General features: G+C 63.7%; 22 protein-coding genes. 14 read left to right on the top strand and 8 right to left on the bottom strand.

The window, feature by feature from the left end; all coding sequences use genetic code 11:
- The first annotated feature begins 29 nt into the window (after positions 1–29).
- Positions 30–359, top strand: coding sequence for a hypothetical protein (locus tag AC0L2L_RS17050; RefSeq protein ID WP_473579746.1), 330 nt, complete (start codon positions 30–32; stop codon positions 357–359).
- A 68-nt stretch (positions 360–427) separates the two neighbouring features.
- On the opposite strand, the gene AC0L2L_RS17045 is transcribed toward AC0L2L_RS17050, so the two are convergent.
- The gene (locus AC0L2L_RS17045) at positions 428–1,318 is read right to left on the bottom strand and encodes a LysR family transcriptional regulator (RefSeq protein ID WP_473579745.1); all 891 of its coding nucleotides are present in this window, start codon (positions 1,316–1,318) and stop codon (positions 428–430) included.
- A gap of 164 nt (positions 1,319–1,482) precedes the next feature.
- Here AC0L2L_RS17045 and AC0L2L_RS17040 point away from each other — a divergent pair, with 164 nt between their 5' ends.
- The 3 genes from AC0L2L_RS17040 to AC0L2L_RS17030 are packed head-to-tail and all read left to right on the top strand — an operon-like array spanning position 1,483 to position 3,282.
- Positions 1,483–2,385, top strand: a complete 903-nt coding sequence (locus AC0L2L_RS17040) for an MBL fold metallo-hydrolase (RefSeq protein ID WP_473579744.1) — start codon at positions 1,483–1,485, stop codon at positions 2,383–2,385.
- Position 2,386: 1 nt separating this feature from the next.
- Positions 2,387–2,776 (top strand): nuclear transport factor 2 family protein, encoded by a 390-nt coding sequence (locus AC0L2L_RS17035; protein ID WP_473579743.1) that lies wholly within the window; start codon positions 2,387–2,389, stop codon positions 2,774–2,776.
- A 20-nt stretch (positions 2,777–2,796) separates the two neighbouring features.
- Positions 2,797–3,282 carry a nuclear transport factor 2 family protein gene (locus tag AC0L2L_RS17030; protein WP_473579742.1) on the top strand — a complete coding sequence of 162 codons (486 nt, stop codon included), beginning with the start codon at positions 2,797–2,799 and terminating at the stop codon, positions 3,280–3,282.
- Between the two features lie 35 nt (positions 3,283–3,317).
- Here the strand turns inward: AC0L2L_RS17030 and AC0L2L_RS17025 are convergent, their stop codons facing one another.
- The gene (locus AC0L2L_RS17025) at positions 3,318–3,887 is read right to left on the bottom strand and encodes a methylated-DNA--[protein]-cysteine S-methyltransferase (protein ID WP_473579741.1); all 570 of its coding nucleotides are present in this window, start codon (positions 3,885–3,887) and stop codon (positions 3,318–3,320) included.
- A 165-nt stretch (positions 3,888–4,052) separates the two neighbouring features.
- On the opposite strand from AC0L2L_RS17025, the gene AC0L2L_RS17020 reads away from it, so the two are divergent.
- The 8 genes from AC0L2L_RS17020 to AC0L2L_RS16985 all read left to right on the top strand — a co-directional run bounded on the left by AC0L2L_RS17020 (position 4,053) and on the right by AC0L2L_RS16985 (position 11,572).
- Positions 4,053–5,030 carry a transglycosylase SLT domain-containing protein gene (locus tag AC0L2L_RS17020; RefSeq protein WP_473579740.1) on the top strand — a complete coding sequence of 326 codons (978 nt, stop codon included), beginning with the start codon at positions 4,053–4,055 and terminating at the stop codon, positions 5,028–5,030.
- Between the two features lie 40 nt (positions 5,031–5,070).
- Positions 5,071–5,625 (top strand): GNAT family N-acetyltransferase, encoded by a 555-nt coding sequence (locus tag AC0L2L_RS17015; RefSeq protein ID WP_473579739.1) that lies wholly within the window; start codon positions 5,071–5,073, stop codon positions 5,623–5,625.
- A gap of 369 nt (positions 5,626–5,994) precedes the next feature.
- Positions 5,995–7,263 carry an ABC transporter substrate-binding protein gene (locus AC0L2L_RS17010; protein ID WP_473579738.1) on the top strand — a complete coding sequence of 423 codons (1,269 nt, stop codon included), beginning with the start codon at positions 5,995–5,997 and terminating at the stop codon, positions 7,261–7,263.
- 23 nt (positions 7,264–7,286) lie between these two features.
- Positions 7,287–8,201 (top strand): carbohydrate ABC transporter permease, encoded by a 915-nt coding sequence (locus tag AC0L2L_RS17005; RefSeq protein WP_473579737.1) that lies wholly within the window; start codon positions 7,287–7,289, stop codon positions 8,199–8,201.
- Between the two features lies 1 nt (position 8,202).
- Entirely contained in the window at positions 8,203–9,027 is an 825-nt protein-coding gene (locus tag AC0L2L_RS17000; protein WP_473579736.1) for a carbohydrate ABC transporter permease, read from the top strand.
- 104 nt (positions 9,028–9,131) lie between these two features.
- Positions 9,132–9,887 (top strand): DUF899 family protein, encoded by a 756-nt coding sequence (locus AC0L2L_RS16995; RefSeq protein ID WP_473579735.1) that lies wholly within the window; start codon positions 9,132–9,134, stop codon positions 9,885–9,887.
- 108 nt (positions 9,888–9,995) lie between these two features.
- Positions 9,996–10,559, top strand: coding sequence for a DUF4142 domain-containing protein (locus AC0L2L_RS16990; RefSeq protein ID WP_473579734.1), 564 nt, complete (start codon positions 9,996–9,998; stop codon positions 10,557–10,559).
- Between the two features lie 620 nt (positions 10,560–11,179).
- A complete protein-coding gene (locus AC0L2L_RS16985; protein ID WP_473579856.1) occupies positions 11,180–11,572 on the top strand; it encodes a Rid family hydrolase in 393 nt (130 codons plus the stop codon).
- 1,304 nt (positions 11,573–12,876) lie between these two features.
- Here AC0L2L_RS16985 and AC0L2L_RS16980 read toward each other — a convergent pair.
- The 5 genes from AC0L2L_RS16980 to AC0L2L_RS16960 form a co-directional block, all read right to left on the bottom strand.
- Positions 12,877–13,683: a hypothetical protein gene (locus tag AC0L2L_RS16980; RefSeq protein WP_473579733.1), complete on the bottom strand. Its 807-nt coding sequence runs from the start codon at positions 13,681–13,683 to the stop codon at positions 12,877–12,879.
- A 266-nt stretch (positions 13,684–13,949) separates the two neighbouring features.
- Positions 13,950–17,453: a carbamoyl-phosphate synthase large subunit gene (carB, locus tag AC0L2L_RS16975; RefSeq protein WP_473579732.1), complete on the bottom strand. Its 3,504-nt coding sequence runs from the start codon at positions 17,451–17,453 to the stop codon at positions 13,950–13,952.
- 231 nt (positions 17,454–17,684) lie between these two features.
- Complete coding sequence (locus AC0L2L_RS16970; protein WP_473579731.1) at positions 17,685–18,497, bottom strand: SH3 domain-containing protein; 813 nt, start codon at positions 18,495–18,497, stop codon at positions 17,685–17,687.
- On the bottom strand, positions 18,494–19,288 hold the full coding sequence (locus AC0L2L_RS16965; RefSeq protein ID WP_473579730.1) for a metallophosphoesterase family protein: 795 nt from the start codon (positions 19,286–19,288) through the stop codon (positions 18,494–18,496). Before AC0L2L_RS16965 ends, AC0L2L_RS16970 begins: the two co-directional genes overlap by 4 nt.
- On the bottom strand, positions 19,288–19,644 hold the full coding sequence (locus AC0L2L_RS16960; RefSeq protein WP_027168172.1) for an ArsR/SmtB family transcription factor: 357 nt from the start codon (positions 19,642–19,644) through the stop codon (positions 19,288–19,290). Before AC0L2L_RS16960 ends, AC0L2L_RS16965 begins: the two co-directional genes overlap by 1 nt.
- A gap of 196 nt (positions 19,645–19,840) precedes the next feature.
- On the opposite strand from AC0L2L_RS16960, the gene AC0L2L_RS16955 reads away from it, so the two are divergent.
- Complete coding sequence (locus tag AC0L2L_RS16955) at positions 19,841–21,019, top strand: MFS transporter (RefSeq protein ID WP_473579728.1); 1,179 nt, start codon at positions 19,841–19,843, stop codon at positions 21,017–21,019.
- 31 nt (positions 21,020–21,050) lie between these two features.
- On the opposite strand, the gene AC0L2L_RS16950 is transcribed toward AC0L2L_RS16955, so the two are convergent.
- A complete protein-coding gene (locus tag AC0L2L_RS16950; protein ID WP_473579727.1) occupies positions 21,051–21,515 on the bottom strand; it encodes a MarR family winged helix-turn-helix transcriptional regulator in 465 nt (154 codons plus the stop codon).
- A gap of 217 nt (positions 21,516–21,732) precedes the next feature.
- Here AC0L2L_RS16950 and AC0L2L_RS16945 point away from each other — a divergent pair, with 217 nt between their 5' ends.
- Entirely contained in the window at positions 21,733–22,527 is a 795-nt protein-coding gene (locus AC0L2L_RS16945) for an SDR family NAD(P)-dependent oxidoreductase (RefSeq protein WP_473579726.1), read from the top strand.
- Positions 22,528–22,586 lie beyond the last annotated feature (59 nt).

Below are 22,586 nucleotides of genomic sequence, written 5' to 3'. Positions count from 1 at the left end.
TTTCCTGGAATTGCTTTAGGAGAGGAACCATGAAGACCATTCTGCTTGCCGCGTGCTTGCTGCTGATGGCCGCCGAGGCGCAGGCGGCATCGCGCTACGATCCGACGCGCATGAGCTGCAATCGGGTGCAGGCGACGATCGCCAGGCAGGGCGCCGTCATCCTGCGCTATCAGTCGACGCGCGTGCCGGGGCTGCCGCTCTACGACCGTTATGTGCGCGACGAGCGCTTCTGCGACGCGGGCGAGGTGAGGGCGCGTGCTTACGTGCCGAGCGCCGACACCAGATCCTGCGCGGTCTATGTCTGCAAGCGTCCGGATTTCGAGCGGCGCTTCCGCCGGCGGTTCTTCCACAACAACTAGGCCAGTCATCGACCGCACCGGAAGCCTTCGCTCAACTGAACGACCGCGCCTCTCGGGGGCATGCGCTTTCATTCGCGGATCTGTTCCATGAGCATGGAGACGAACTGCGTCACCTTCTGCGGGCGAAAGCGCGCAGGCGGGTAGACGACGTGAATGCCGCCGGAGGGCAGCGCCCAGTCGGGGAGCATATGGACGAGACGGCCCTGCGATAGATAGTCGACGACCAGATAGTCCGGCAGAACCGCCAGTCCGCCGCCGGCGAGCGTCGCTTCCAGTACGGCCGGTGTCGAGTTGATGGAGAACGTCTCGCGCATGGTGACGGTTCGCCGCTCGAAACCGCCTCGGGTGAAGCTCCAGGTGAACGGCTTGCGAAGGCCGGAATTGGCAACGAGCGGCAAGGAAGAGATATCTTCCGGCTGGTCCACCGCGACCTTGGCGGCAAGATCCCGCGAAGCCACCAGGATTTGCCGGAAGGTGCCGATGCGGCGCGCCTGCAGGCTGGAGTCCTCCAGCCAGCCGACCCGAATGGATAGGTCCATCTTGCTGCCGATCAAATCAATTATGGCATCGGAAATGAACAGCTCGACGCCGCAGGCCGGAAATTTCTGCCGAAAACGGGCTGCGATCGGGGCCAACACGATCGTCCCATAATCATTGGACGCGGAAACGCGCAGCACGCCGGCCACTTCGGTGTTGCCCTCGCCGACCTCGGCGACTGCCTCCTCAACGTCCCGCAGGATCATGACGCATCGTGCGTGCAGAAGGCGGCCTGCTTCGGTCGGCTCGAGCCTCCGCGTCGTGCGCACGAGGAGCGTGGTCCGCAGTTCGGCTTCAAGGCGGGCGACCTGTTGGCTGACGACGGCCTTCGTGATGCCGAGCCGCTCGGCTGCTCGGGTAAACGAGCCCGCGTCGATGACGGTGGCAAAATAGGCGAGGCGGTTGAGGTTGATCGGTTCCACGGAAGCCTTCGCTTGATTGTAAGCTTACAGCATACATTCTGTATCATTATGGACAATTTATCAATTAATCCAGCAGGGCTACCTTCCGCGCTGTTCTCTCATCAGCGGCGGACCCGCGGATTGCCACCGCGACCTGATGCCATCCCGTTCAAACGAGTCATTCCATGTTCACTAGGAGACAGATCATGAAGACCTCATTGGCCCTCGGCGCAACCGCCGTTTTGGCATTCGCCAGGCGCGGCCAGGCCGCCGGCAGCAAGCTTGACTGGAAACATTTCCCGGCAGGTCCGAACGGCTTCTTCCGCGCGCCGGTGCTGCTGTCCGGGCCGAGCGAGGCCCTGTTGATCGATGGCGGCTTCACCTATCCGGACGGCAAGGCGCTCGCCGAGGCCATCAAGGCCACCGGCAAGAAACTGACCACCATCTATGTCAGCCAGTCCGATCCCGATTACTACTTCAGCCTGAAGCCGGTGCGGGAGGCCTTCCCGGACGCAAAAGTGATTGCTGCCTCCGCCACGCTCGAAGCCATCAAAGGCAGTGTGGAGAAAAAGCTCGCGGTCTGGAGCCCGCAATTGAAGGAAAACGGCCCCCAGGCACTGTCCGACATCGTTCTGCCCGAAGCATTCGACGGCCCAACGCTTAGTGTCGACGGCGAAACGATCGAGATCGTCAACGCGGAAGAAGGACTCGCCAATCGCCGATACCTGTTCGTGCCGTCGCTTAATGCCGTGTTCGGTGGTGTGATGATCTTCGCCGGTGTTCATGTCTGGACCGCCGACACGCAGACCAGGGAAAGCCGCGCCGCCTGGGTCAAGACGCTGGAGGCGATTGCCGCCCGCAAGCCCGCCGTGGTGGTGCCTGGCCATATAGCCCCCGATGCCGCGACCGGTCCTTCAGCCGTGGAATTCACCAAGTCCTATCTTCTCACCTTCGAGGAGGAACTGAGCAAGGCGGCCGACAGCGCCGCGCTAAAGGCCGCAATGGAGGCCCGCTTCCCCGGCCTCGGTATGGGCGTCGCCCTCGATATCGGATCCAAGGTCGCCAAGGGCGAGATGAAGTGGGGCTGACATGGCGACGAACCTCGACCTGATCCGCAGGACCTACGAGGGAACCTCCGAGGAGAACGGCTGCAATCTTCTTGCCGTTCTGTCCCCTGACATCGAATGGACCGAGGCAGAAGGATTCCCCTATCCCGGCACGTATGTCGGCGTCGAGGCCCTGATGCAAGGGGTCTTCAAGCGACTTGGCTCGGAATGGACCGGATACCACGCGGACGTGCACAGCTTCATTGCCGATGGTGATCGGGTGGCGGCCTTCGGCGTATATTCCGGCATATACAAGGCGACGGGAAAATCCATGACGGCCCCCTTCGCTCATCTTTACGAACTGCGCGACGGCAAGATCATCCGCATGCGGCAATATGTCGATACGGTCCTGGTCTCGCGCGCCCTGACCTGACATGCACCGAGGGGACATCCATGTTGAAACTTAAATCCTTTGCGGCCGCTGCTTTCGCCGTCGCGGCCCTCACCGCCGTCGCACATGCGGGAAACACCAAGCCAGTCAAGGCGGTGCAGCAACAGGAACTAACCCAAAAGAACAAGGCGCTCGTCCTGAAGGCCTATCAGGCGCTGTTCGGCGACCATGACCTTACCGCGCTGGACCATTATTGGGCCGAGGCTTACATTCAGCATAACCCGACGATGACCGATGGCCGAGACTCGGTCAAAAAGCTTCTCGAAAGCCTGGGTGTTGCCAATTGGCCAAAACAAAAGGTCGACTTCAAGCGGGTGATCGCCGAAGGCGACCTCGTCATGACCCAGGTCGTTCAACCGAAGGCAGGCAACATGCCCGAAACCGTCATCGTGGATATTTTCCGCGTCGAGGGTGGCAAGATCGCCGAGCACTGGGACGTGATGCAACCGGTGCCGGCCAATCCGATGAACAAGCGACCAATGTACTGATCCAGGCCTCCAGGCGCGCTGCCTTGACCGTCGGTTCAGAACCCGAATGAGGCCTGCGCGGCTGGCGGCGGGCCGACGCGAACGCCTTCCATGGCCAGCATCTTTTCCTTGGTGGCCGAGCCGCCCGGCGCCGAGAAGCCGCCGATCTTGCCGCCGGCCGCCAGAATGCGATGACACGGAATGACGAGCGGTACCGGATTGGCGCCAAGTGCCGCGCCCGTTTCGCGCGGCAGGCCGGCATGGCCGGCGCGCTTGGCCAACTCACCATAGGTGGTGGTCTCGCCGAAGCGAAGCTTGCGCGCAGCGTCATAGATGGCGAGGCGGAAATCGTCGACGCCGTCGAGATCGACCGGCACGCCGGAGAAGTCGACGTCCTCGCCGGCCGCATAGGCTTTGATCGAGGCAATCAGCTCGACCACCCAGGGCGGCTGGTCGGTCGAGGCTGAAACGCCGGGGTGGCGAAGCAGCCGGCGCTCGACCGCTTCGCGGCTGCGCTCGGGCAGGCAAAGCCGGATCAGGCCCTTCTCGCTCCAGGCAATGCCCATGAAGCCGATCACTGTTTCTAACACTGCGTGGCCGGCCGTGATCTGGGATGTGGGTTTCATGACGTATTCCTTCCGCGAAACAGCGAAAAACGAGTACATATCCAGAACAATATGGCACTTCAGCCCTGTTGTCGCCACCCGAAAACCGCCGGGTGGCCCCGATTGCCGGGGGTGAATCGCTGGTGTAAGGACTCCTTAACAACCGACAAACCGGACCCGCACGGCTTGCCACCTAAAATCATCATCACCGCGCTCGGCGTGCTCATTGCGGCAGCCGGTCTCAGCGGTTGCACCTCGACCTCGCAGATGAAGGCCGCGCCCGCGCTTGCGGCGGCTTCGACGCCTGTTGTCGCGGACGATACGCCGACGCTTGCGCTGCCCGAAACTGTGGCCGTCTTGCCCGAGCCGTCGGGTCTGGCGCAGGTGCAGACCGCAGCGCTGACCGGCGATGCCGCCGCTATGGCGGCGGCGCCAGGTGCCGCGCTGCCGCCACCTGTCCAGCCTGGCGCGCCGCAGTCCGGCGTGGCCTTGGCGCAGCCGGTGGCGTTCGCTGGTTCGACGCCAGTCCTCAGCCAGTTTCCGCCGCCGCCGGTGCTGGCGGCCGGTGGTTCACCGACCGGCCCATCGTCCATCAAGCAAACGGGGTCCATCAAGCAGGCGGCGGTCTATACGACTGCCGGCGTCGCCATGCCGCTCACCGGCCAGTCGGCGAAAATTGCCCCGATGCCCGGTGTCCAGCAGGTCGCCTATGTCGTGCCGGGAAATCCGGCGTTGCTTGCAGCACCCGGCCAGCCCGAGCAGCACGCCAGCGGCCCGCGCGGCGAGATCGAGCGGCTGATCGAGAAATATTCGATGATCTATGAGGTGCCGGTCGAACTGGTGCGCCATGTCGTCAACCGTGAGAGCACCTTCAACCCGAAAGCCTATAATCATGGCCATTGGGGGCTGATGCAGATCAAGCACGCGACGGCGCGCGGCATGGGCTATGACGGGCCGGCGACCGGCCTGTTCGATGCCGAGACCAATCTCAAATTCGCGGTGAAGTATCTGCGCGGCGCCTGGCTGGTTTCGGGCGGCAACGCCAAGCGTGCCGATACGCTCTACCAGACCGGCTATTACTACGACGCCAAGCGCAAGGGCCTGCTCGAGGCGACGGGCCTCGGCGTCGACCGCAGGCGGCATCGCCTGCCGCCTGACGCCTGAGCGGGCCGTCCAGTCCCGCGCGGCGTTTCGAGACAGCGCCATGCATGAAAACAAGATGCCCCGCCCGCCGGCTCCCAACGACATCCGCCTGCGCAAGGTCCTCGACGACACGCTGACCGCGCCGCATTGGCCGGAAGGCTTCCTCCTGCGCACGTTCGAGCACGGGGATGCATTAGAGAGGGAGCATGATGTTGCCCGAAAACCGCTTCACACTTTTCGGCATCATGCTCTAGCCCTGCACGCCCTGCTGGAAGAGGTGTTCGACGACGGCACCGACGGGCCGTTCGACGAATGGTGGCCGCGCATCGCCGGCGATGCCGAGTTCGATCCAGCTCTCTGCTTCCTGGCGATCGACGGCAAGGGCCTGCTGGCGGGCGCGGCGCTCTGCCGGAGGTCCGGTTTCGTCAAGGACCTCGCCGTCCATCCGGAGGCCAGAAGGCAGGGCCTTGGCGAGGCGCTGATGCGGCACGTGTTCCTGGTCTTCCGCGAGCGCGGGGCGAACCATGTCGATCTCAAGACCAATACGGTGAGCAATACCGCGGCCTTCAGGCTCTACGAGCGGCTCGGCATGATCCAGGTCGGCTGGGAAGGTTAACGGCGTCCCGGCACTGTGAATTCCTTCACATAGGCTGACGTTAGGGCATGCTAATTCGTCGTCGTGCCGGGCGGCCGATCGGCGGATCGACGCGGGCAAGGCGTCGGAGGAGGCTGTGCCGGCATGCGTCAGCCACTCCCAGGCGGGCTCCGGGGCGGGGGTTTCGGAGCCCGTCCGCTTTTGCGCGAAACGGGTGGAAGGAACGGGCCACCGACGCGGTCGAGCCGACCGAGGTCGGCTTCATCGATCCGCCCGTCTGACCAGCACGAAACAAGCGCGGGAACCCTAAGCGCCGCCACGCATTCATCGCAGGGGCCTTGATGAGCCGCGACGTACGCGTCGCCGGTCGCGCAGGAGGTCCGCAATCTCGTGAAACTTGCTTCCGCATTCCTGGCGCTTGCCGTCGGCGTTCTGCTTGCCGCCGGTCCGTCAAGCGCGGTGGAACTGTCGATCGTGTCGGGCGATACCGGCAACGGCATCAAGGTGCTGCGCGAGATACTGGATCTCTACGAGAAAAAGAGCGGCAACAAGGTCGACATCGTCGTCATCCCACCTTCGACCACTGATCAGTTCGGGCAATTCCGGCTTTGGCTCGCTGCCGGCAGCAGCGACATCGACGTCTACCAGACCGACGTCATCTGGGCGCCGCAGCTTGCCAGCCAACTCGTCGACCTGACCGAGGCGACCAGGGATGTCGTGGGCGAGCATTTCCCGTCGATCATCCAATCGCAGACGGTCAACGGCAAGTTGGTCGCGCTGCCGATCTTCACCGACGCGCCGGCGCTCTATTACCGCAAGGATCTGCTCGACAAATATGGCGCCAAGGTACCGACAACCTGGAAGGAACTGCAGGACACAGCCAGGCTGGTCATGGACAAGGAGCGGGCGGCCGGCAACAAGGACATCTGGGGCTTCGTCTTCCAGGGCAACGCTTATGAGGGGCTGACCTGCAACGCGCTCGAATGGGTGATGTCGAATGGCGGCGGCGGGATCATCGAGCCGGACGGCGGCATCTCCATCAATAACCCACAAGCGGCCGCCGCGCTCGACATGGTCAAGGGCTGGATCGGCACGATCGCGCCACCGGGCGTGCTCGCCTACCAGGAGGAGGAAGTGCGCGGCGTCTGGCAGACCGGCAATGCGGTGTTCATGCGCAACTGGCCCTATGCCTATGCGCTCGGCAACAGCGAGAACTCGCCGATCAAGGGCAAGTTCGACGTGGCGCCGCTGCCGGCAGGCAGTGGTGAAGGCGACCGGCCGGTCGCGACGCTCGGCGGCTGGAACCTTGCCGTCTCCAAATATTCGAAACACCCGGACGCAGCGATCGACCTGGTCAAGTTCATCGCTTCGCGCGAGATGCAGAAATACCGGACGCTGAAGACGTCCAACCTGCCGACCATCGCAGCGCTCTATGACGACCCCGATATCGCCAGGCAGCAGCCGATCGTGCCGCGCTGGAAACAGATCTTTCTCAACGCGCAGCCGCGGCCCTCGGCAACCGCCAGGATCAAATACAACGAGGCGTCGAGCCAGTTCTGGACGGCCGTGCACAACACGATCTCCGGCCAAGGCTCTGCGGCCGACAATCTGGCCGATCTTGAAGCGAGGCTGACCAAGCTGAAGGGCAAGGGCTGGTGACCGCGGCAAGGCGATCGCCGCTGATGCGCCGACGCGTGCGCACGGCATGGCTGTTTCTCGCGCCGATGCTTTTCGTGCTCGCCGTCGTCGCCGTCTGGCCGTTCCTGCGTACGGTCTATTACAGCTTCACCGACGCCTCGCTGGCCGATCTCGACGCCCGGCAATGGGTGGGCTTCGACAATTACTTCTCGGTGCTGCGCATGCCGAGCGGCCGCGTGCTCTATGACGGGCTGCTGGTCGATCCGGTCTGGTGGCGCGCGGTGTGGAACACGGTGCGCTTCGCCGTGGTTTCGGTGGCCTGCGAGACGGTGCTGGGCATGGTCGTGGCACTTGCGCTCAACGCCGAATTCCGCGGCCGCGGCATCGTGCGGGCCGCGATCCTCATCCCCTGGGCGATCCCGACCATCGTCTCGGCCAAGATGTGGCAGTGGATGCTCAACGACCAGTTCGGCATCATCAATGCCGCGCTTCTCGGCCTCGGCCTGATCCATGCCAAGATCGCCTGGACCGCCAGCGCCGACACGGCGATGATCGCCGTGCTGATCGTCGACATCTGGAAGACGACGCCGTTCATGGCGCTGTTGATCCTGGCCGCACTGCAGATGCTGCCGCGCGAGATCGTCGAGGTGGCCAAGCTCGACGGCGCCAGCGCATGGCAGGTGTTCTGGTGGGTGACCCTGCCGCTCATTCGTCCGGCGGTGATGGTGGCGGTGATCTTTCGCGCGCTCGACGCGCTGCGCATCTTCGACCTGATCTATGTGCTGACGCCCAACAACGTGCAAACGAAATCGATGTCGGTCTTCGCGCGCGAAAACCTGTTCGAGTTCGACAAGTTCGCCTATGGCTCGGCCGCCTCGACGCTGCTTTTCCTCATCATCGGCCTGCTCACCATCGCCTATATCCGGATCGGCCGGCTGAGCCTGGAAGGAGGCCGCTGACATGAGAATGCTGAAGCGCGCCGCCTTCTATCTCCTGCTGCTGGCGATCGTCTTCGTCGCGGTCTTTCCGTTCTACTACGCCATCGTCACCAGCGTGAAATCGGGAACCGAGCTGTTCCAGGCAGGCCTGTGGCCGCGATCGTTCAGCCTCGCCAACTACCGCAACGTGCTGACCGAAGGCCCCTTCCTGCGCAATCTGGTGAACTCGCTGATTGTCTCCGGCGCGGTCGTCGCGGTCTCGCTGCTGCTCGGCGTCACGTCGGCCTACGCGCTGGCGCGCATCCGTTTCCGCGGGCGCGCAGTGCTGATGCTCGCCATCCTGTCGGTGTCGATGTTTCCGCAGGTTGCCGCGCTTGCGGGGCTGTTCGAGATCATCCGGGCGCTGCGGCTCTACAATTCGCTCTTGGCGCTCATCCTGTCCTACATGATCTTCACCTTGCCGTTCACGGTCTGGGTGCTCACCACTTTCGTGCGCGACCTGCCGGTCGAGATCGAGGAGGCGGCGATCCTCGACGGCGCCGGGCCATGGACCATCCTCACGCGCGTCTTCCTGCCGCTGATGTGGCCGGCGCTCGCCACCACCGGGCTGCTCGCCTTCATCAGCGCCTGGAACGAGTTCCTGTTCGCGCTCACCTTCACCTCCACCAACACGCAGCGCACCGTGCCGGTGGCGATCGCGCTGCTGTCAGGCAATTCGCAGTTCGAGATCCCCTGGGGCAACATCATGGCCGCCTCGGTGATCGTCACCGTGCCGCTGGTGGTGCTGGTGCTGATCTTCCAGCGCCGCATCGTTTCCGGCCTCACCGCCGGCGGGGTGAAGGGGTAGGTCAGGAAAAAAGCTCGCGCTTCAAATGTCGGAACGCGCCAGGGCGGCACGTCCTTTGGTCGTAGACCAACCCGCGCCGGGACGCCGGCGCGAAGGAGAAGATCATGATCACCTTTCCCAATGAATCCGCAAAATACCGCACCGCCCGCGAAAAGCTGCTGAGCAAGGAAATCGAGCTGCGCCACGCCATGGAGGCGGTGGCTGAAGCAAGACGCGCCTTGCCGCCCGGCGGGCTGGTGCCGCAGGACTATGTGTTCGACGCCCTGGACGACAATGGCCGGCCGTCGAAGGTGAGGCTGCCGGAGCTGTTCGCGCCGGACAAGGATTCGCTGATCCTCTACCAGATGATGTTCCCGCGCCATCCGCAGGAGACGCGCGAGGTGGCGACGGGCGGCGAGACGGCGAAGCTCGCCCGGCAGGACCAGCCATGCCCGTCCTGCACCGCGCTGCTCGACCAATTCGACGGCGCGATCGGCCATCTGGAGGCGGCGGGCTTCAACTTCGCGGTGGTGGCCAAGACCGCGCTCGACAATTTGACGGCGCTCGGCCGCGACCGCGGCTGGAAGAACATGCGGCTCGTCTCGTCGGCCGGCAACAGTTTCAAGCGCGACTACAATTCCGAAACCGCCGAGGGCGCGCAGATACCGCTGCTTTCGGTGTTCCACCGAAACGGTGACGGCATCCGGCATTTCTGGTCGTCGGAGCTCGGTTTCGCGCCGACCGAACCCGGACAGGACCCGCGCGCCATCGGCACCTGCGAGATCCTGTGGAACCTGATGGATTTCACGCCGGAAGGCCGCCCGGATTGGCACGAGCAGCTGCAATATACCGGCCAGGGCACCGGCGCGCATTGCCACTGAGCCGGCTGCGGCGCGCCCGCCCCCGCTTCCTCAGGCAACCTCTTAGGCAACCCCGACGCCGATGCCGCGTTGGGGATGCAGAGGGGCTGTTTCAAATCGGAGATTGAGATGAAAACGCTGCTGCCCCTGGTCGCCGTTGCGCTCTTTGCCGGCGCGCCGGCTGTTCTCGCCCAATCGGACGACACCAACCCGGACGCGGTGGGACCGATGGTGACCGACAACAAGGTCGACACCCAGACCTTCGTCGCGACGGTGCCCAACGCCAACGCGTTCGAGATCCAGTCGAGCAAGCTGGCCGAGCAGAAGTCGGCGTCGGCCGACGTCAAGGCTTTCGCGGCGCAGATGATCAAGGATCACACCAAGGCCGGCGAGGATTTCAAGACAGCGCTGAGCCAGGGCCAGACCACCGCGTCGATCAAGCCCGCCGGCCCCGCGCTGCAGCCCAGGGAGCAGCAGATGCTCGACGAATTGAAGGGCGCGAGCGGCAAGGATTTCGACGCCAAATACATCAAGATGCAGACCGACGCGCATAAGGATGCCGTCGCCCTGTTCAGCACCTACGCCAATTCGGGCGACGACCCGACGATGAAGGAATTCGCCAAGAAGACGCTGCCGGTGCTGAAGACGCACGAGAAGCACGCGAAGGAACTGGCGGTCGCGCATCAGGGGTGAGGGGTGGTTGCGAAGAACGCAATTCGCTCCTTTCTGACGGTCTGGCTCTTCGTCATTCTATGGCGGAGCAAGGAGCGAAGCGACGCGCGCAGACCATAGAATCCATTCCGTGACGTTGAGGCGTTTCTGCGATCCAGAATTCTGCTCCGCCATGCCCTTTGCGCGAGGTCACGGAATGGATCCTCGGGTCTGCGCGTCCGCTTCGCTCCCGCTCCGCCCGTGGATGACGATGTTCGAATTGCTTCGGCTAATTTCCCAGGGCCCGGCCCAGGTAAACTGCTCGCGCAACCCGAACGATATCATCACCTGCTCCGACATGCCTGGCTCCCCCTTCTCCCCTTGTGGGAGAAGGTGGCCGCGAAGCGGCCGGATGAGGGGTGTTCCAGCGGAGTGAGACGCTGGCGTTCCCTGGAACACCCCTCATCCGTCTCGGCGCTATCGCGCCGATCCACCACCCGGCCCTTCGCAGGCTCAGGGCGTTCGAAGCTCGAAAAGCCAAGCAATTGGCTTTTCGCCCGCTGCGCGGACCGCTTCTCACCCCACAAGGGGAGAAGGCAAGAACGCCGCTGGCGTTCCTCCCGCGCCGCGATAAGCTCCTCCACAAACAAGGGAGGATCGCCGTGGACAAGGAAGTCATCGAAGTACCCGTGATGTCGGCCAAGGTGCGGGCGCTCGGGCTGCCGTGCTCGACGGCGGTGCGGGCCAATGGCTTTGTGTTCATCTCGGCGACGCCGCCGGTGGACATGGTGACCGGCGAGATGGTGCGCGGCGACATCGAAACCCAGACCGAGGCATCGCTGAAGGCGCTGAAGCATTGCCTGGAGGCGGCCGGCACCTCGCTGGACAAGGTGGTGATGGTGCGCGTCTACGCCGTCAATTCCGGCTTCTACAATGTGATCAACCGGGTTTATGCCAGGTACTTCAGCGTGAACCCGCCGGCGCGGAGTTTTGTGCCGGTGGCGTCGTGGCCGATGGAGTTCGATATCGAGATTGAGTGTGTGGCGGTAGTTTAGAAATTGCGTCCCTCTGCCGACCTGAATTTCCGGCTGAATGAGCCATTTTGGATCTTAGCGTGTCAGAGGCAGGCCAGCCTGCTATCTGACGGGTGTGCACTTGAGGACACGGCCTCCCCAACGGCGCCGATGCCAGCCGCTTCCTATTGACGAATAAAATCTTCGATACGTCCGGTTTCTAATGCCTCACGAAGCGTCAGCATTGCGACGCCTCGCAGGCAGGCGATTTCGATCGCCGATGATTTCCGGACCATCAAAGTTACGAACTATATCACGTTGAGCGTTCGTTAAGACGCTGCTTACGCCGGGGCGACCCGCAACAATTTGCATGGCGCGCTCATACGCCTCACGCCGAACGGAGTCACCGTTAGCATGAGCCGTGCGCGTTGCCATGTTGCGATGGCGGGACATAGTTTTGGCTCCTAGCTTCCCCTAGACTCAATACCATAGCGGTTAACTAATCGCTAAACGCAAAACGACGCACTTCGTTGCCGGGAAAGCTATTGGGCAACGTCGCGTTGGTAGTATATGGCTCCGAAACGCCTAGGTGCAAGCGAAAAGCCGAACCCGTCCACGTACCTAGCTTCTGTGCCAGGTAGAGGCCTCCTAACGAGCAAGCGTGGACGGTTTAGTATCCTAGCGTAGTGATCCGCTGCGGTAATGACTGTCTCTAGAACAAAGCCCTTAAGACGGTTAGTGGGGGTTTCAAAGCGCTCTACCCACCTAAGGGTTACATTCTCGCCTCCTTTGGAGGTCATTCCAGCGCCCAAACCACAAAGCGATGGGCCGTCCCAAATCGCTATGTCGAAACGGCGCGGAGTGGAATAGATCTGGTAGAAAATGTCATCCCACAAGAACCCACCAGATGGGTGAACGAAGCCAAAGCTCTTGATAGCCTGCCAATAGCCAAGCGCCTCCGCATCAATGGGCATAACTCGGAGATCGCAATCCTTGGGAACGGAGCGACGGAGTTCTTCCCACGTCCGATCAAAGGCGGCGTCCCTATAGCCCTGATAGCGGCTATGAGCCTCTAGAAACTGGTCACGTTCAACACTCACGGCCGTATCCTGGCACGTTGAATTCGTTGGCATACTAATGAATTCTGTGATAGAAAGTGCCCACCGGTTCACCGCTGCTTCGCAACGTCACCCGGTGGGGCTTTATGCTCCTAACCTAACCATAGGCTTCGCGGCCCTTACCGCCTCCTAGCTTGTGTTCTGTGTCGCGACACGCTTCCTGGCAGACCGCGACACACTCGATCCTTCTGAGAGAGCGACGTGTTCAGGCAGAATACGTCCCTCTCTTCATGCCTCGCCGATGTGGATTTCTCCCTCGCCCCCCTCGTAAATCATGTCGAAGGCGCTGGCTGCTAGTCTCAACCACTTGACCCTCATCTGCATCTTGAACTCAGTCCCGGGTTCGGGGAGCTCCTTGAGCAAGCCTTGAATGAAGGGATGGAACCCGTCGCCGCCATCTCCGTTCTTGCGCTTCTGGCTAACCTGGTTCTGATCCGCCGACTGCGGCTCCGCGACATCGCGGTCGATCGGCGTTGTGGCATTGAAGCTTCCCACAACCGGACGGATAAGTCGGTCGTTGCCATGTTCGAAGTAACCGGCGATGCGGCCGTTGCGGTCGAATGCATGACGCGCCCTGTCTGCCTGTTTCGGGGCTACGCCGTATCCGACGAAAGCACGTTCAAGCGCCAACGGCCGTGGCGGAAGTTGCTTGTTGCGGTAATCGTCGTAGACTCTCCTGTAGAGCGGGACGTTCAGAAAGGCGTCTGCGAGGGCCGGCTTCTTTCGTGCTTCATCAACTATCGCGAAGCCTAGGTCTGTCAGCGTGTACTTGTTGGACACGGTTTCGATGACGCCGAACATTCGCGCTGTCGCGATCTTGAGGCGAAAATTTCCGCTGTTCGGCTGCTGCTTCATCATGCCGGCGAGTTGGTCAATATCCGCGGGATGGCCGCCGGCCGCGATCAACGCATTCGCGACGGCGGAAGCATCGTTTAGATCGCCGTAAGGGAACTGAATGGTGGATTGCTCACGAGAATTCCGATCCGACTGCTTTGAGGGAGCAGGTTGTGCAGACTGGTTTGCTTCATCGGCCATCGCCGCCTCCGTATCCCCAAAGGGGACAAACAGCGTCCCACATCAAGGCACGCGGCGATTCAAATACTCCCGCTTGGTCGAGGAGTCCAGCCTCAGTCTGGATTTTTATGAGTAGTCTGTATCTATCCCCAGAACGCTACCGGAACATGGCCGTTGTCGATGATGCCATCACGCGAAGAGGAATAACGTATGCCAAGGGATAATTTCCCTAAATCTTTGGTTTGGACGAGATCATAACGAGACCGGCCCAATTTCCTAAATTTGCTTCACCCAAAATACTCCTGCAGCGGCCTCACTTCCAAATTCCCCGCTCTCAACGCCGCAATCGCCTCGGCCACCGCAGCCGCCCCTGACAGCGTCGTGTAATACGGCACCTTCTGCATCAGCGTGGCGCGCCGCAGCGATTTCGAGTCCGACACGGCCTTCTGCCCATCAGTCGTGTTGAACACGATCTGGACCTGGCGGTTGCGGATGGCGTCTTCGATGTGGGGGCGCCCTTCCAGCACCTTGTTGATCTTTTCCGCCACCACGCCGTTCTCGGCGAGGAAGCGGGCGGTGCCGGAGGTGGCGAGCACCTTGAAGCCCTGGCCGGCGAGGCGCTTCACCGCCGGTAATATGCCCTTCTTGTCCTCGTCGCGGACCGAGACGAACAGTGTGCCGGAGCGGGGGAGATCGACACCCGCCCCGAGCTGGCTCTTGGCGAAGGCCAGCGCAAAGTCGCGGTCGAGGCCCATGACTTCGCCGGTCGAGCGCATTTCCGGGCCGAGCAGGATGTCGACGCCGGGGAACCGGGCGAAGGGGAAGACGGCTTCCTTGACCGCGATATGGCCGGGATTGCGCGGGTCGGGCATTGGGCCGTAATGGGCGAAGGCGTCTTCCAGCGTCTCGCCGGCCATGATGCGGGCGGCGATTTTCGCGATCGGACGCCCGATGGTCTTGGCGACGAATGGCACGGTGCGCGACGCACGCGGGTTGACCTCCAGCACATAGACCGTGCCGTCCTTGATCGCGTATTGCACGTTCATCAGGCCGCCGACATTGAGCGCGCGGGCGAGCGCGGCGGTCTGGCGCTCCAGCTCGTCGACGAGGTCCGGGTGCAGCGAGTGCACCGGCAGCGAGCAGGCGCTATCGCCCGAATGGATGCCGGCCTCCTCGATATGCTCCAGGATGCCGGAGACGAAGGTGGCCTTGCCATCGCACAGGCAATCGACGTCGACCTCGATGGCGCCCGACAGATAGGTGTCGAACAAAAGTGGGTTCTTGCCGAGCAGCGTGTTGATCTGGCCGGTCTTGTCATTGGGGTATTTCTGCTTGATGTCCTCCGGCACCAGGCCGGGCACAGTGTCGAGCAGGTAGGTCTGCAGCATGCCCTCGTCATGGATGATCTGCATGGCGCGGCCGCCGAGCACGTAGGACGGGCGCACCACCAGCGGGAAGCCGAGCTCGCCGGCGACGAGGCGGGCCTGCTCGACCGAATAGGCGATGCCGTTCTTCGGCTGGCTGAGGTTGAGCTTGTGCAGCAGCTTCTGGAAGCGGTCGCGGTCCTCCGCCAGGTCGATCATGTCGGGCGAGGTGCCGAGGATCGGGATGCCGGCCTTCTCCAGCGCGTCGGCCAGCTTCAGCGGCGTCTGGCCGCCGAACTGGACGATGACGCCGACCAACTCGCCCGAGGCCTGCTCGGCGCGCAGGATCTCCAGCACGTCCTCCGCCGTCAGCGGATCGAAATAGAGCCGGTCGGAGGTGTCGTAGTCGGTCGAGACCGTCTCCGGGTTGCAGTTGATCATGATCGCTTCATAGCCGGCGTCGCGCAGCGCGAACGCCGCATGGCAGCAGCAATAGTCGAACTCGATGCCCTGGCCGATGCGGTTCGGGCCGCCGCCGAGGATGACTACCTTCTTGCGCGACGAGACCCGCGCCTCGTTGGCGAGTTCGCCGACGAAGGGCACTTCATAGGTCGAGTACATATAGGCGGTCGGCGAGGCGAACTCTGCGGCGCAGGTGTCGATGCGCTTATAGACAGGATGAACGTCGAGCTTTTCGCGAGCCTTCTGAACGACTTCGGCGTCGGTCTTCGTCAGCGACGCGAGGCGGGCGTCGGAGAAACCCATCGCCTTCAGCATGCGCAGGTTTTCGGCATCCTGCGGCAGGCCATGCTCGCGGATACGCGCCTCGATGGCGATGATGCCGGCGATCTGCTCGAGGAACCAAGGATCGATCTTGCACATGGCGTGCACGTCTTCCAGCGAGGTGCCCATGCGGATCGCCTGCGCCACCATGCGCAGCCGGTCCGGCGTCGGGGTGCCGAGGGCGGCGCGGATGGCGTTGCGGTCGTCGGCGTGGTTGGCCGGCGCAGTGCCGTGACCGAGGCCGGGGATCTCGATCTCGTCCAAACCCGTCAGGCCGGTCTCCAGCCCGCGCAAAGCTTTCTGCAGCGATTCCTGGAAAGTGCGGCCGATGGCCATCACTTCGCCGACCGACTTCATGGCGGTGGTCAGAACCGGCTCGGCGCCGGGGAATTTTTCAAACGCAAAGCGCGGGATCTTGGTCACCACGTAGTCGATGGTCGGCTCGAACGAGGCCGGCGTCGCGCCGCCGGTGATATCGTTCTCCAGCTCATCCAGCGTGTAGCCGACGGCAAGCTTGGCCGCGACCTTGGCGATTGGGAAGCCCGTTGCCTTGGAGGCCAGCGCCGACGAGCGCGAGACGCGCGGGTTCATTTCGATCACGACCAGGCGGCCGTCGGCCGGGTTGACGGCGAACTGCACGTTCGAGCCGCCGGTCTCGACGCCGATCTCGCGCAGCACCGCGAGCGAGGCGTTGCGCATCATCTGGTATTCCTTGTCGGTCAAGGTCAGCGCCGGCGCGACCGTGATCGAGTCGCCGGTGTGCACGCCCATCGGATCGAGGTTCTCGATCGAGCAGATGATGATGCAGTTGTCCGCCTTGTCGCGGACGACCTCCATCTCATACTCCTTCCAGCCGAGCACGCTTTCCTCGATCAGCACCTCGGTGGTGGGCGAGGCATCGAGGCCGGACTGGACGATGTCGTAGAATTCGGCGCGGTTGTAGGCGATGCCGCCGCCGGTGCCGCCCATGGTGAATGAAGGGCGGATGATGGCCGGTAGGCCGACATGGTCGAGCGCCTGCGCGGCGATCGCCATGCCATGGCTGATATAGCGCTGCTTGCGGTCGCCTTCGCCGAGGTTCCAGCGCGTTTCCAGCGCATCGAGCGCGGCATCGAGGTTTTCCGGGTTCTCCGCCTTGAGCGCCGCGCGCTCGGCCTCATGCGTCTTGCGGTCGGCGTTCTTGACGTCGGTGGCATTGGCCAGCATCGACTTCGGCGTTTCCAGCCCGATCTTGCTCATCGCCTCGCGGAACAGGGCGCGGTCCTCGGCCTTGTCGATGGCATGCGCGTCGGCGCCGATCATCTCGACATTGTAGCGCTCCAGCACGCCCATGCGGCGCAGCGAGAGCGCCGTGTTGAGCGCGGTCTGGCCGCCCATGGTCGGCAGCAGCGCGTCCGGCCGCTCCTTGGCGATGATCTTGGCCACGACTTCGGGCGTGATCGGCTCGATATAGGTGGCGTCGGCCAACTCCGGGTCGGTCATGATGGTGGCCGGGTTGGAATTGACCAGGATGACGCGGAAGCCCTCTTCCTTCAGCGCCTTGCAGGCCTGGGTGCCGGAATAGTCGAACTCGCAGGCCTGGCCGATGACGATGGGGCCGGCCCCGATGATCAGGATCGACTTGATGTCGGTGCGTCTTGGCATGTTCGATAATTCCGTTCGGCGAGCGGCTTGCACGAAAAACCGGGCGGGGAGGACCCGGCCGGTTGTGCTTGCGATTCTGGTATCAGGCTAGGAGGGCCTTATAGGGAAGAGTTTTGGCGGATGTAACCCTGAAAATGAAGGGAGTAGGGGAGTAGGGCAGTAAGGCAGTATGTGAGGCTGGGGAGCTTCCCCTACTGCCCTACTGCCCTACTGCCTTAATCCCTTACTTGCTTATTCCCCTAATCCCAACGCCAGCTGGTCCGTGATCTCGAAACGTTCGGAAATGCCGATGCGGATCATGTTGAGGCTGCCTTCGCGGGTGAAGCGGAATTCGCCCGGTGAGTCCGAACCGCTCGGCTTGCCGTCCTGGAAGGTGATGAGACGGCTGCCGCCGTCCGGCCAGGTCACGGTCACGGCGCTGTCGCCGCCCGTGTGCCTGACGCTGGCCTCGCAGCGGGTCATGGGCTGGCCGACATGGCGCGCGCAAGGAACGCCGCCGGCGGCATCGGGGGCAAGGGCGTCAGGATCAGCGGTTGCCGAGGCCGCGAAGGCGAGGGCGTAGGCATCCTGCATGGCGGTCCTGCCGATCTCGGCCGCCGATGGCGGCTCGGCCGGCTCGCCTGCGCCCAGGCGCGCGGCGATGTCCGGCGGCGTCTCTTCGGCGCGCTGAGGCGCGCCGGCTTCCCGGCCTGCGCCGGTGGCCGGCGCGGCTGCTTCTTCAGGCGCCGGCGCCGGGTTGCTGGGGCTGAGATAGCGGGCGGGCGCCCATCCGGAGATGTGCGCGTCCTGCGTATCCTCGATCTTGCACCAGGGATTGTTGTTGACGGCCTTGCAGCCGAAATTCTTCAGGGCCACGCCGTTCGGCAGCCGCGCCACGACCTTTCCAGCCGATGAAGCCGTGGCGCGGATATTGAGAAGATCATCCGGCGCGAGGCCGCCGATGATCGAAACGATAGGTCCCGGCGCGTCCTGCGCCACCGCCGATAGCGCAGCCAGCAGCAAAGGAGCGGCGATCAGCAGCGTCGATCGGAGCGCAACTTTCATCCTTCGGCCATGGCGCTCAATCGGGATACGAGCTTCGCTCGATCCTGCATAAAACCGGTCCGCAGCGCGTAGGCCCATTCCGGCCTTCCCGCCTGCTCGGCCTGCCTTGCGGCGGCTTCATGGTCGTAATCCACGGCGATGCTCTCGAATCGGTCGCCGTCCGAGCCAAGATCAACGATGCCGTAGCGGGCGTGCGGCGAGCCTTGTTCGGAGACATGCGCCGGCGGCGTGTCATCGTCATAAGCGGGGCAGCCGACGCTGCCGGGATTGAAGATGACCGGACCATCGGGGATACGGATCAGCTCGTTGCGGTGGCTGTGGCCGCATAATACCAGGCGACAGGCCGGATCGAGCGGTTTCAGCCGCCGCCTGATCGCGGCGAGCGGCGCGCGCACCAACTGGCCATCGACAATGGCGTCGGCAAGATATTTCTCGTCATGGTCCGGCCGGGCGTGGAAGGCGATGACGCCGGGCGCGATCTCCAACGTCAGCGGCAAGCCGAGCAGTGCCTGGCGCTGCGCCGATGTCAGCCGTTCCTGCGCGTAGCGATCGGACGGCCACATGGCCTCATTGGCCGTGTCCTGCGCCACGCGGCGGTCGTGGTTGCCGCGCACCGTCGGCAGGCCGAGCGCCTGCAGCCGTTCCATCGTCTCGCGCGGCCACAGCGGGCCGGAGACACAGTCGCCGAGATTGACCATGAGATCGGCGCCGCCGCGGCGCCCGAGGTCGTCGAGCACGGCCTCCAAGGCCAGCAAATTTCCGTGGATGTCGGCCAGGACGGCAATGCGCATCAGGCGTCGATTTCGGTCTCGGCGGTGCCGACCATGGGCAACGCCTTGTCCTCGCCGGCCGCGGCAATCACGCTGTCGAGCAGGCCAGGAAAACGCTTGTCGAGGTCGTCGCGGCGCAGCGTGATCAGCCGGCTGGTGCCGGCCGCTTCGCTGCGGGTGACGCCAGCCTCGCGCAGCTTGGCGAGGTGGTAGCTGAGATTGGTCTTGGAGGCGAGGTCGAGGAACTTGCTGCAGTTCAGCGGCACGCCTTCCTTGCTCGCCAGATAGCGCACGATGGCAAGCCGGGTCGGATCGCCGAGCACGGCAAGCACGATCGGCAGGCTGATCTGGTCGGTGGTGGGATGGGGCAAGCTCATGGCCCAGAATTAAGCACAAACGGCACGAACTTCAACGCGGCTCCTCTCTTTGCCGATAGAGACTGGTTCTTCATTTTCGGTCCGGTCCTGACACAGGGCTGTCAGCATGGTTCAGCTATTTTCCGCAGGCTCGGTTGACATCATGCCCTGTTATGTCCGATTGTTCAATAACTCTTGAACTAAGGACAATTCCCCCATGGACAAGCGGATCTTCTGGCTGGCGCTCGGATCGTTCGCGATCTCGACCGAAGGCTTCGTCATCTCGAGCCTTCTTCCCGATATCGCCGCCGATGCCGGCATATCCGTGCCGCTCGCCGGCTCGCTGATCACCGCCTTCGCACTCGCCTATGCGATCGGCGCGCCTGTGCTGGCGACGCTGACCGGCGAATGGGACAGGCGGCGCGTCATCCTGTGGACGATTGCGTTCTTCGTCATCGGCAATCTGGTGGCGGCGGTGAGCTCGTCATTCGAGCTGCTTTTGATCGCCCGTATCGTCATGGCGTTGTCGTCGGGCCTGTTCGCGGCGACCGCGCAAGGCACTGCCGTGGCGCTGGTCGACGACCATCACCGGGCCCGGGCCATCGCCGTCGTCGTCGGCGGCACCACGGTGGCGGTGGCGGTCGGCGCGCCGCTCGGCGCGCTGGTCGCGGCGATTGCCGGCTGGCGCGGCACGTTCTTCGCCATCGCCGGCCTCGGCGCGCTGTCTGGTGCGATCCTGTGGTACCGGCTGCCGCGCGGTATCGTCGGCACCAGGCTGCCGCTGAAGCGCAGGCTGGCGGCGGCTGTGCGCCCCGGCGTGATGCCGATCCTGGTCACGACCGTGCTGGCCTTGATCGGCGCCTTCACCGTCTTTGCCTTCATTGCGCCTTTAGCCATCCAGGGCGGCGGCTTAAGCCCGCTGGCGCTGCCCGGCATGCTGCTCGCCTTCGGCGTCGGCGCCGTCATCGGCAACATCGCCGGCGGCCAGGCGGCCGACCGTTTCGGCGCGACGCGTACCGTCTGCTGGTCGCTGGCGCTCTCCGCTGCGATGCTGATTACCTTTTCGCTGATCCCGACCTTCCTGCCGCATTCGATCGCCGGGCCGGCGCTGATGGCAATGATGGTGCCGTGGGGCATCGTCGGCTGGGCTTTCCCGCCGGCGCAAGCAAGCCGCATCATCAAGCTCGCTCCCGACGCCGCACCGATCGTGCTGTCGCTCAACGCCTCGGCGCTCTATTTCGGCGTCGCGCTTGGCGCGGTGGTCGGCGGCGCCGTGCTGCGCTTCGGCGCGCCGGCCGATCTCGGCCTGATCGCGGCGGTGTTCCCGATCGTGGGCCTGGGTGTCGTGCTTGCCGGGCGGATGTTGGGTCGGCCAGTCGCCATGCCGGCCGAGTAACTGCTTCAAACCCTGACTGGCGGCCGCTTCTTCAGTTCGAAGGAGCGGCTGCAGGCATTTCCAGGTTGAGGTCGGCCACCGTGTCCAGCACCGCGCGCAGCTTGGCGGCCTGCTCCGCGCCGACCTTGTCCTCGAACTGTTGCTGGGCGACGCTCCACAATTTCATCGTCTCGTCCAGCTTGACCTCGCCCCGCGGTGTCAGCCGCACACGTTTGACGCGGCGGTCGTCCTTGTCGGCGAAGGTCTCGACATAGCCGTCGCGGATCAGCGGCTTCAGCGTATGGCCGAGCGCGGAGAGATCCATGATCATCGCGTCGGCAATGGCGCTCATGGCCGGCTCGCTGCCGGCATGGATCTGGAAGAGCAGGCCGTGTTGCGTCGCCTTGAGCCCCGAAGGGGCCAGTACATCATCATAGAACTGACCGAGCTTGCGCGTCGCACGCCGCAGCATGGCGTTGTTGCAAAGGTTCAGGCCGGGCAGGGCGTCTTGCGGCATGATAGGTCCTCGCGGCCGAGACATGATGTCCGTCGCAGCCTGACAAATAATCCCCGTTGAGATCATTGACAAGGTAGTGGCATATGCCTACTTCGCTGATGGTGGCATATGCCACTATTGAACAGAGCGACTTTGGTGAAGGCGAGGGCGGTTGCCCACGGAGGCCCGGCAACCGGGGTCGAAACGAACCAATTGGTCAAACACAAGGAGCAGGACAATGAGTGCAGAAAACAACAAGGGCACAGCGGTCGTGACCGGCGCCTCGTCAGGCATCGGCGCGGTTTATGCCGACCGGCTCGCCGGCCAAGGCTACGATCTTGTGCTGGTGGCGCGGCGCGCCGACCGGCTGGAAGAGCTGGCTGAAAAGCTGCGTTATGCCTACAAGCGCAAGGTCAGCGTTGTTGCTGCCGATCTCGCCGATGACAATGATGTGCGCCGCGTCGAGCAGGTGATCGCGGCCGACGACAGTATCACGCTGCTGGTCAACAATGCCGGCATCGGCGGCCAGGCCGTCGTGGCCACCGCCGACGCCGACGCGGCCGAGCGCATGATCAAGGTCAACACCGTCGCCTTGACGCGCCTGACCCGCGCCGTGCTGCCGGGGCTTCTGGCACGCGACCGCGGCGGCATCGTCAACATCGCCTCGGTGCTTGCCTTCGACACTTCGTTCGGCGGCATCTACAGCGGCACCAAGGCCTATGTCGTCAACTTCACCGAAGCCCTGCATCGCGAGGTCGCGGGGACCAATGTGACAGTGCAGGCCGTGCTGCCGGGCGCGACCCGGACCGATTTCTGGGAACTTGCCGGCACCGATATCGACAGCGTTCCGAAGGAGATCGTCATGACCGCCGACGATATGGTCGATGCCGCCCTTGTCGGCCTGGCCAGGGGCGAAGCGGTTACCGTGCCCGCGCTTGCCGATGCGGCCAAGCTGGACACCTTCCTCGGCGCCCGGCAAGTGTTCTTCGACAGCCTGCACGCCGACAAGCCGGCGGCCCGCTACGCGGGTTGAGGGTTGAGTGAAGAGGCTGGTTCGCTTTGCGAACCAGGACCCCCACCCCGCTGCTTCGC

It is taken from the genome of Mesorhizobium sp. WSM4832, assembly GCF_055811115.1.
Note: the sequence above shows the minus strand (reverse complement) of the source record. Positions and strands in the feature narration are given on the sequence as shown.

Bases quoted from the DNA above. Each gene is read 5' to 3' on its own strand.
- carB (WP_473579732.1), bottom strand. From the start codon at position 17,453: ATGCCAAGACGCACCGACATCAAGTCGATCCTGATCATCGGGGCCGGC.
- AC0L2L_RS17025 (WP_473579741.1), bottom strand. From the start codon at position 3,887: ATGAAACCCACATCCCAGATCACGGCCGGCCACGCAGTGTTAGAAACA.
- AC0L2L_RS16995 (WP_473579735.1), top strand. From the start codon at position 9,132: ATGATCACCTTTCCCAATGAATCCGCAAAATACCGCACCGCCCGCGAA.
- AC0L2L_RS16945 (WP_473579726.1), top strand. From the start codon at position 21,733: ATGAGTGCAGAAAACAACAAGGGCACAGCGGTCGTGACCGGCGCCTCG.
- AC0L2L_RS17035 (WP_473579743.1), top strand. From the start codon at position 2,387: ATGGCGACGAACCTCGACCTGATCCGCAGGACCTACGAGGGAACCTCC.
- AC0L2L_RS17050 (WP_473579746.1), top strand. From the start codon at position 30: ATGAAGACCATTCTGCTTGCCGCGTGCTTGCTGCTGATGGCCGCCGAG.
- AC0L2L_RS17030 (WP_473579742.1), top strand. From the start codon at position 2,797: ATGTTGAAACTTAAATCCTTTGCGGCCGCTGCTTTCGCCGTCGCGGCC.
- AC0L2L_RS17015 (WP_473579739.1), top strand. From the start codon at position 5,071: ATGCATGAAAACAAGATGCCCCGCCCGCCGGCTCCCAACGACATCCGC.
- AC0L2L_RS17005 (WP_473579737.1), top strand. From the start codon at position 7,287: ATGCGCCGACGCGTGCGCACGGCATGGCTGTTTCTCGCGCCGATGCTT.
- AC0L2L_RS17000 (WP_473579736.1), top strand. From the start codon at position 8,203: ATGAGAATGCTGAAGCGCGCCGCCTTCTATCTCCTGCTGCTGGCGATC.
- AC0L2L_RS16950 (WP_473579727.1), bottom strand. From the start codon at position 21,515: ATGCCGCAAGACGCCCTGCCCGGCCTGAACCTTTGCAACAACGCCATG.
- AC0L2L_RS16960 (WP_027168172.1), bottom strand. From the start codon at position 19,644: ATGAGCTTGCCCCATCCCACCACCGACCAGATCAGCCTGCCGATCGTG.
- AC0L2L_RS16955 (WP_473579728.1), top strand. From the start codon at position 19,841: ATGGACAAGCGGATCTTCTGGCTGGCGCTCGGATCGTTCGCGATCTCG.
- AC0L2L_RS16980 (WP_473579733.1), bottom strand. From the start codon at position 13,683: ATGGCCGATGAAGCAAACCAGTCTGCACAACCTGCTCCCTCAAAGCAG.
- AC0L2L_RS16990 (WP_473579734.1), top strand. From the start codon at position 9,996: ATGAAAACGCTGCTGCCCCTGGTCGCCGTTGCGCTCTTTGCCGGCGCG.
- AC0L2L_RS16965 (WP_473579730.1), bottom strand. From the start codon at position 19,288: ATGCGCATTGCCGTCCTGGCCGACATCCACGGAAATTTGCTGGCCTTG.
- AC0L2L_RS16970 (WP_473579731.1), bottom strand. From the start codon at position 18,497: ATGAAAGTTGCGCTCCGATCGACGCTGCTGATCGCCGCTCCTTTGCTG.
- AC0L2L_RS17040 (WP_473579744.1), top strand. From the start codon at position 1,483: ATGTTCACTAGGAGACAGATCATGAAGACCTCATTGGCCCTCGGCGCA.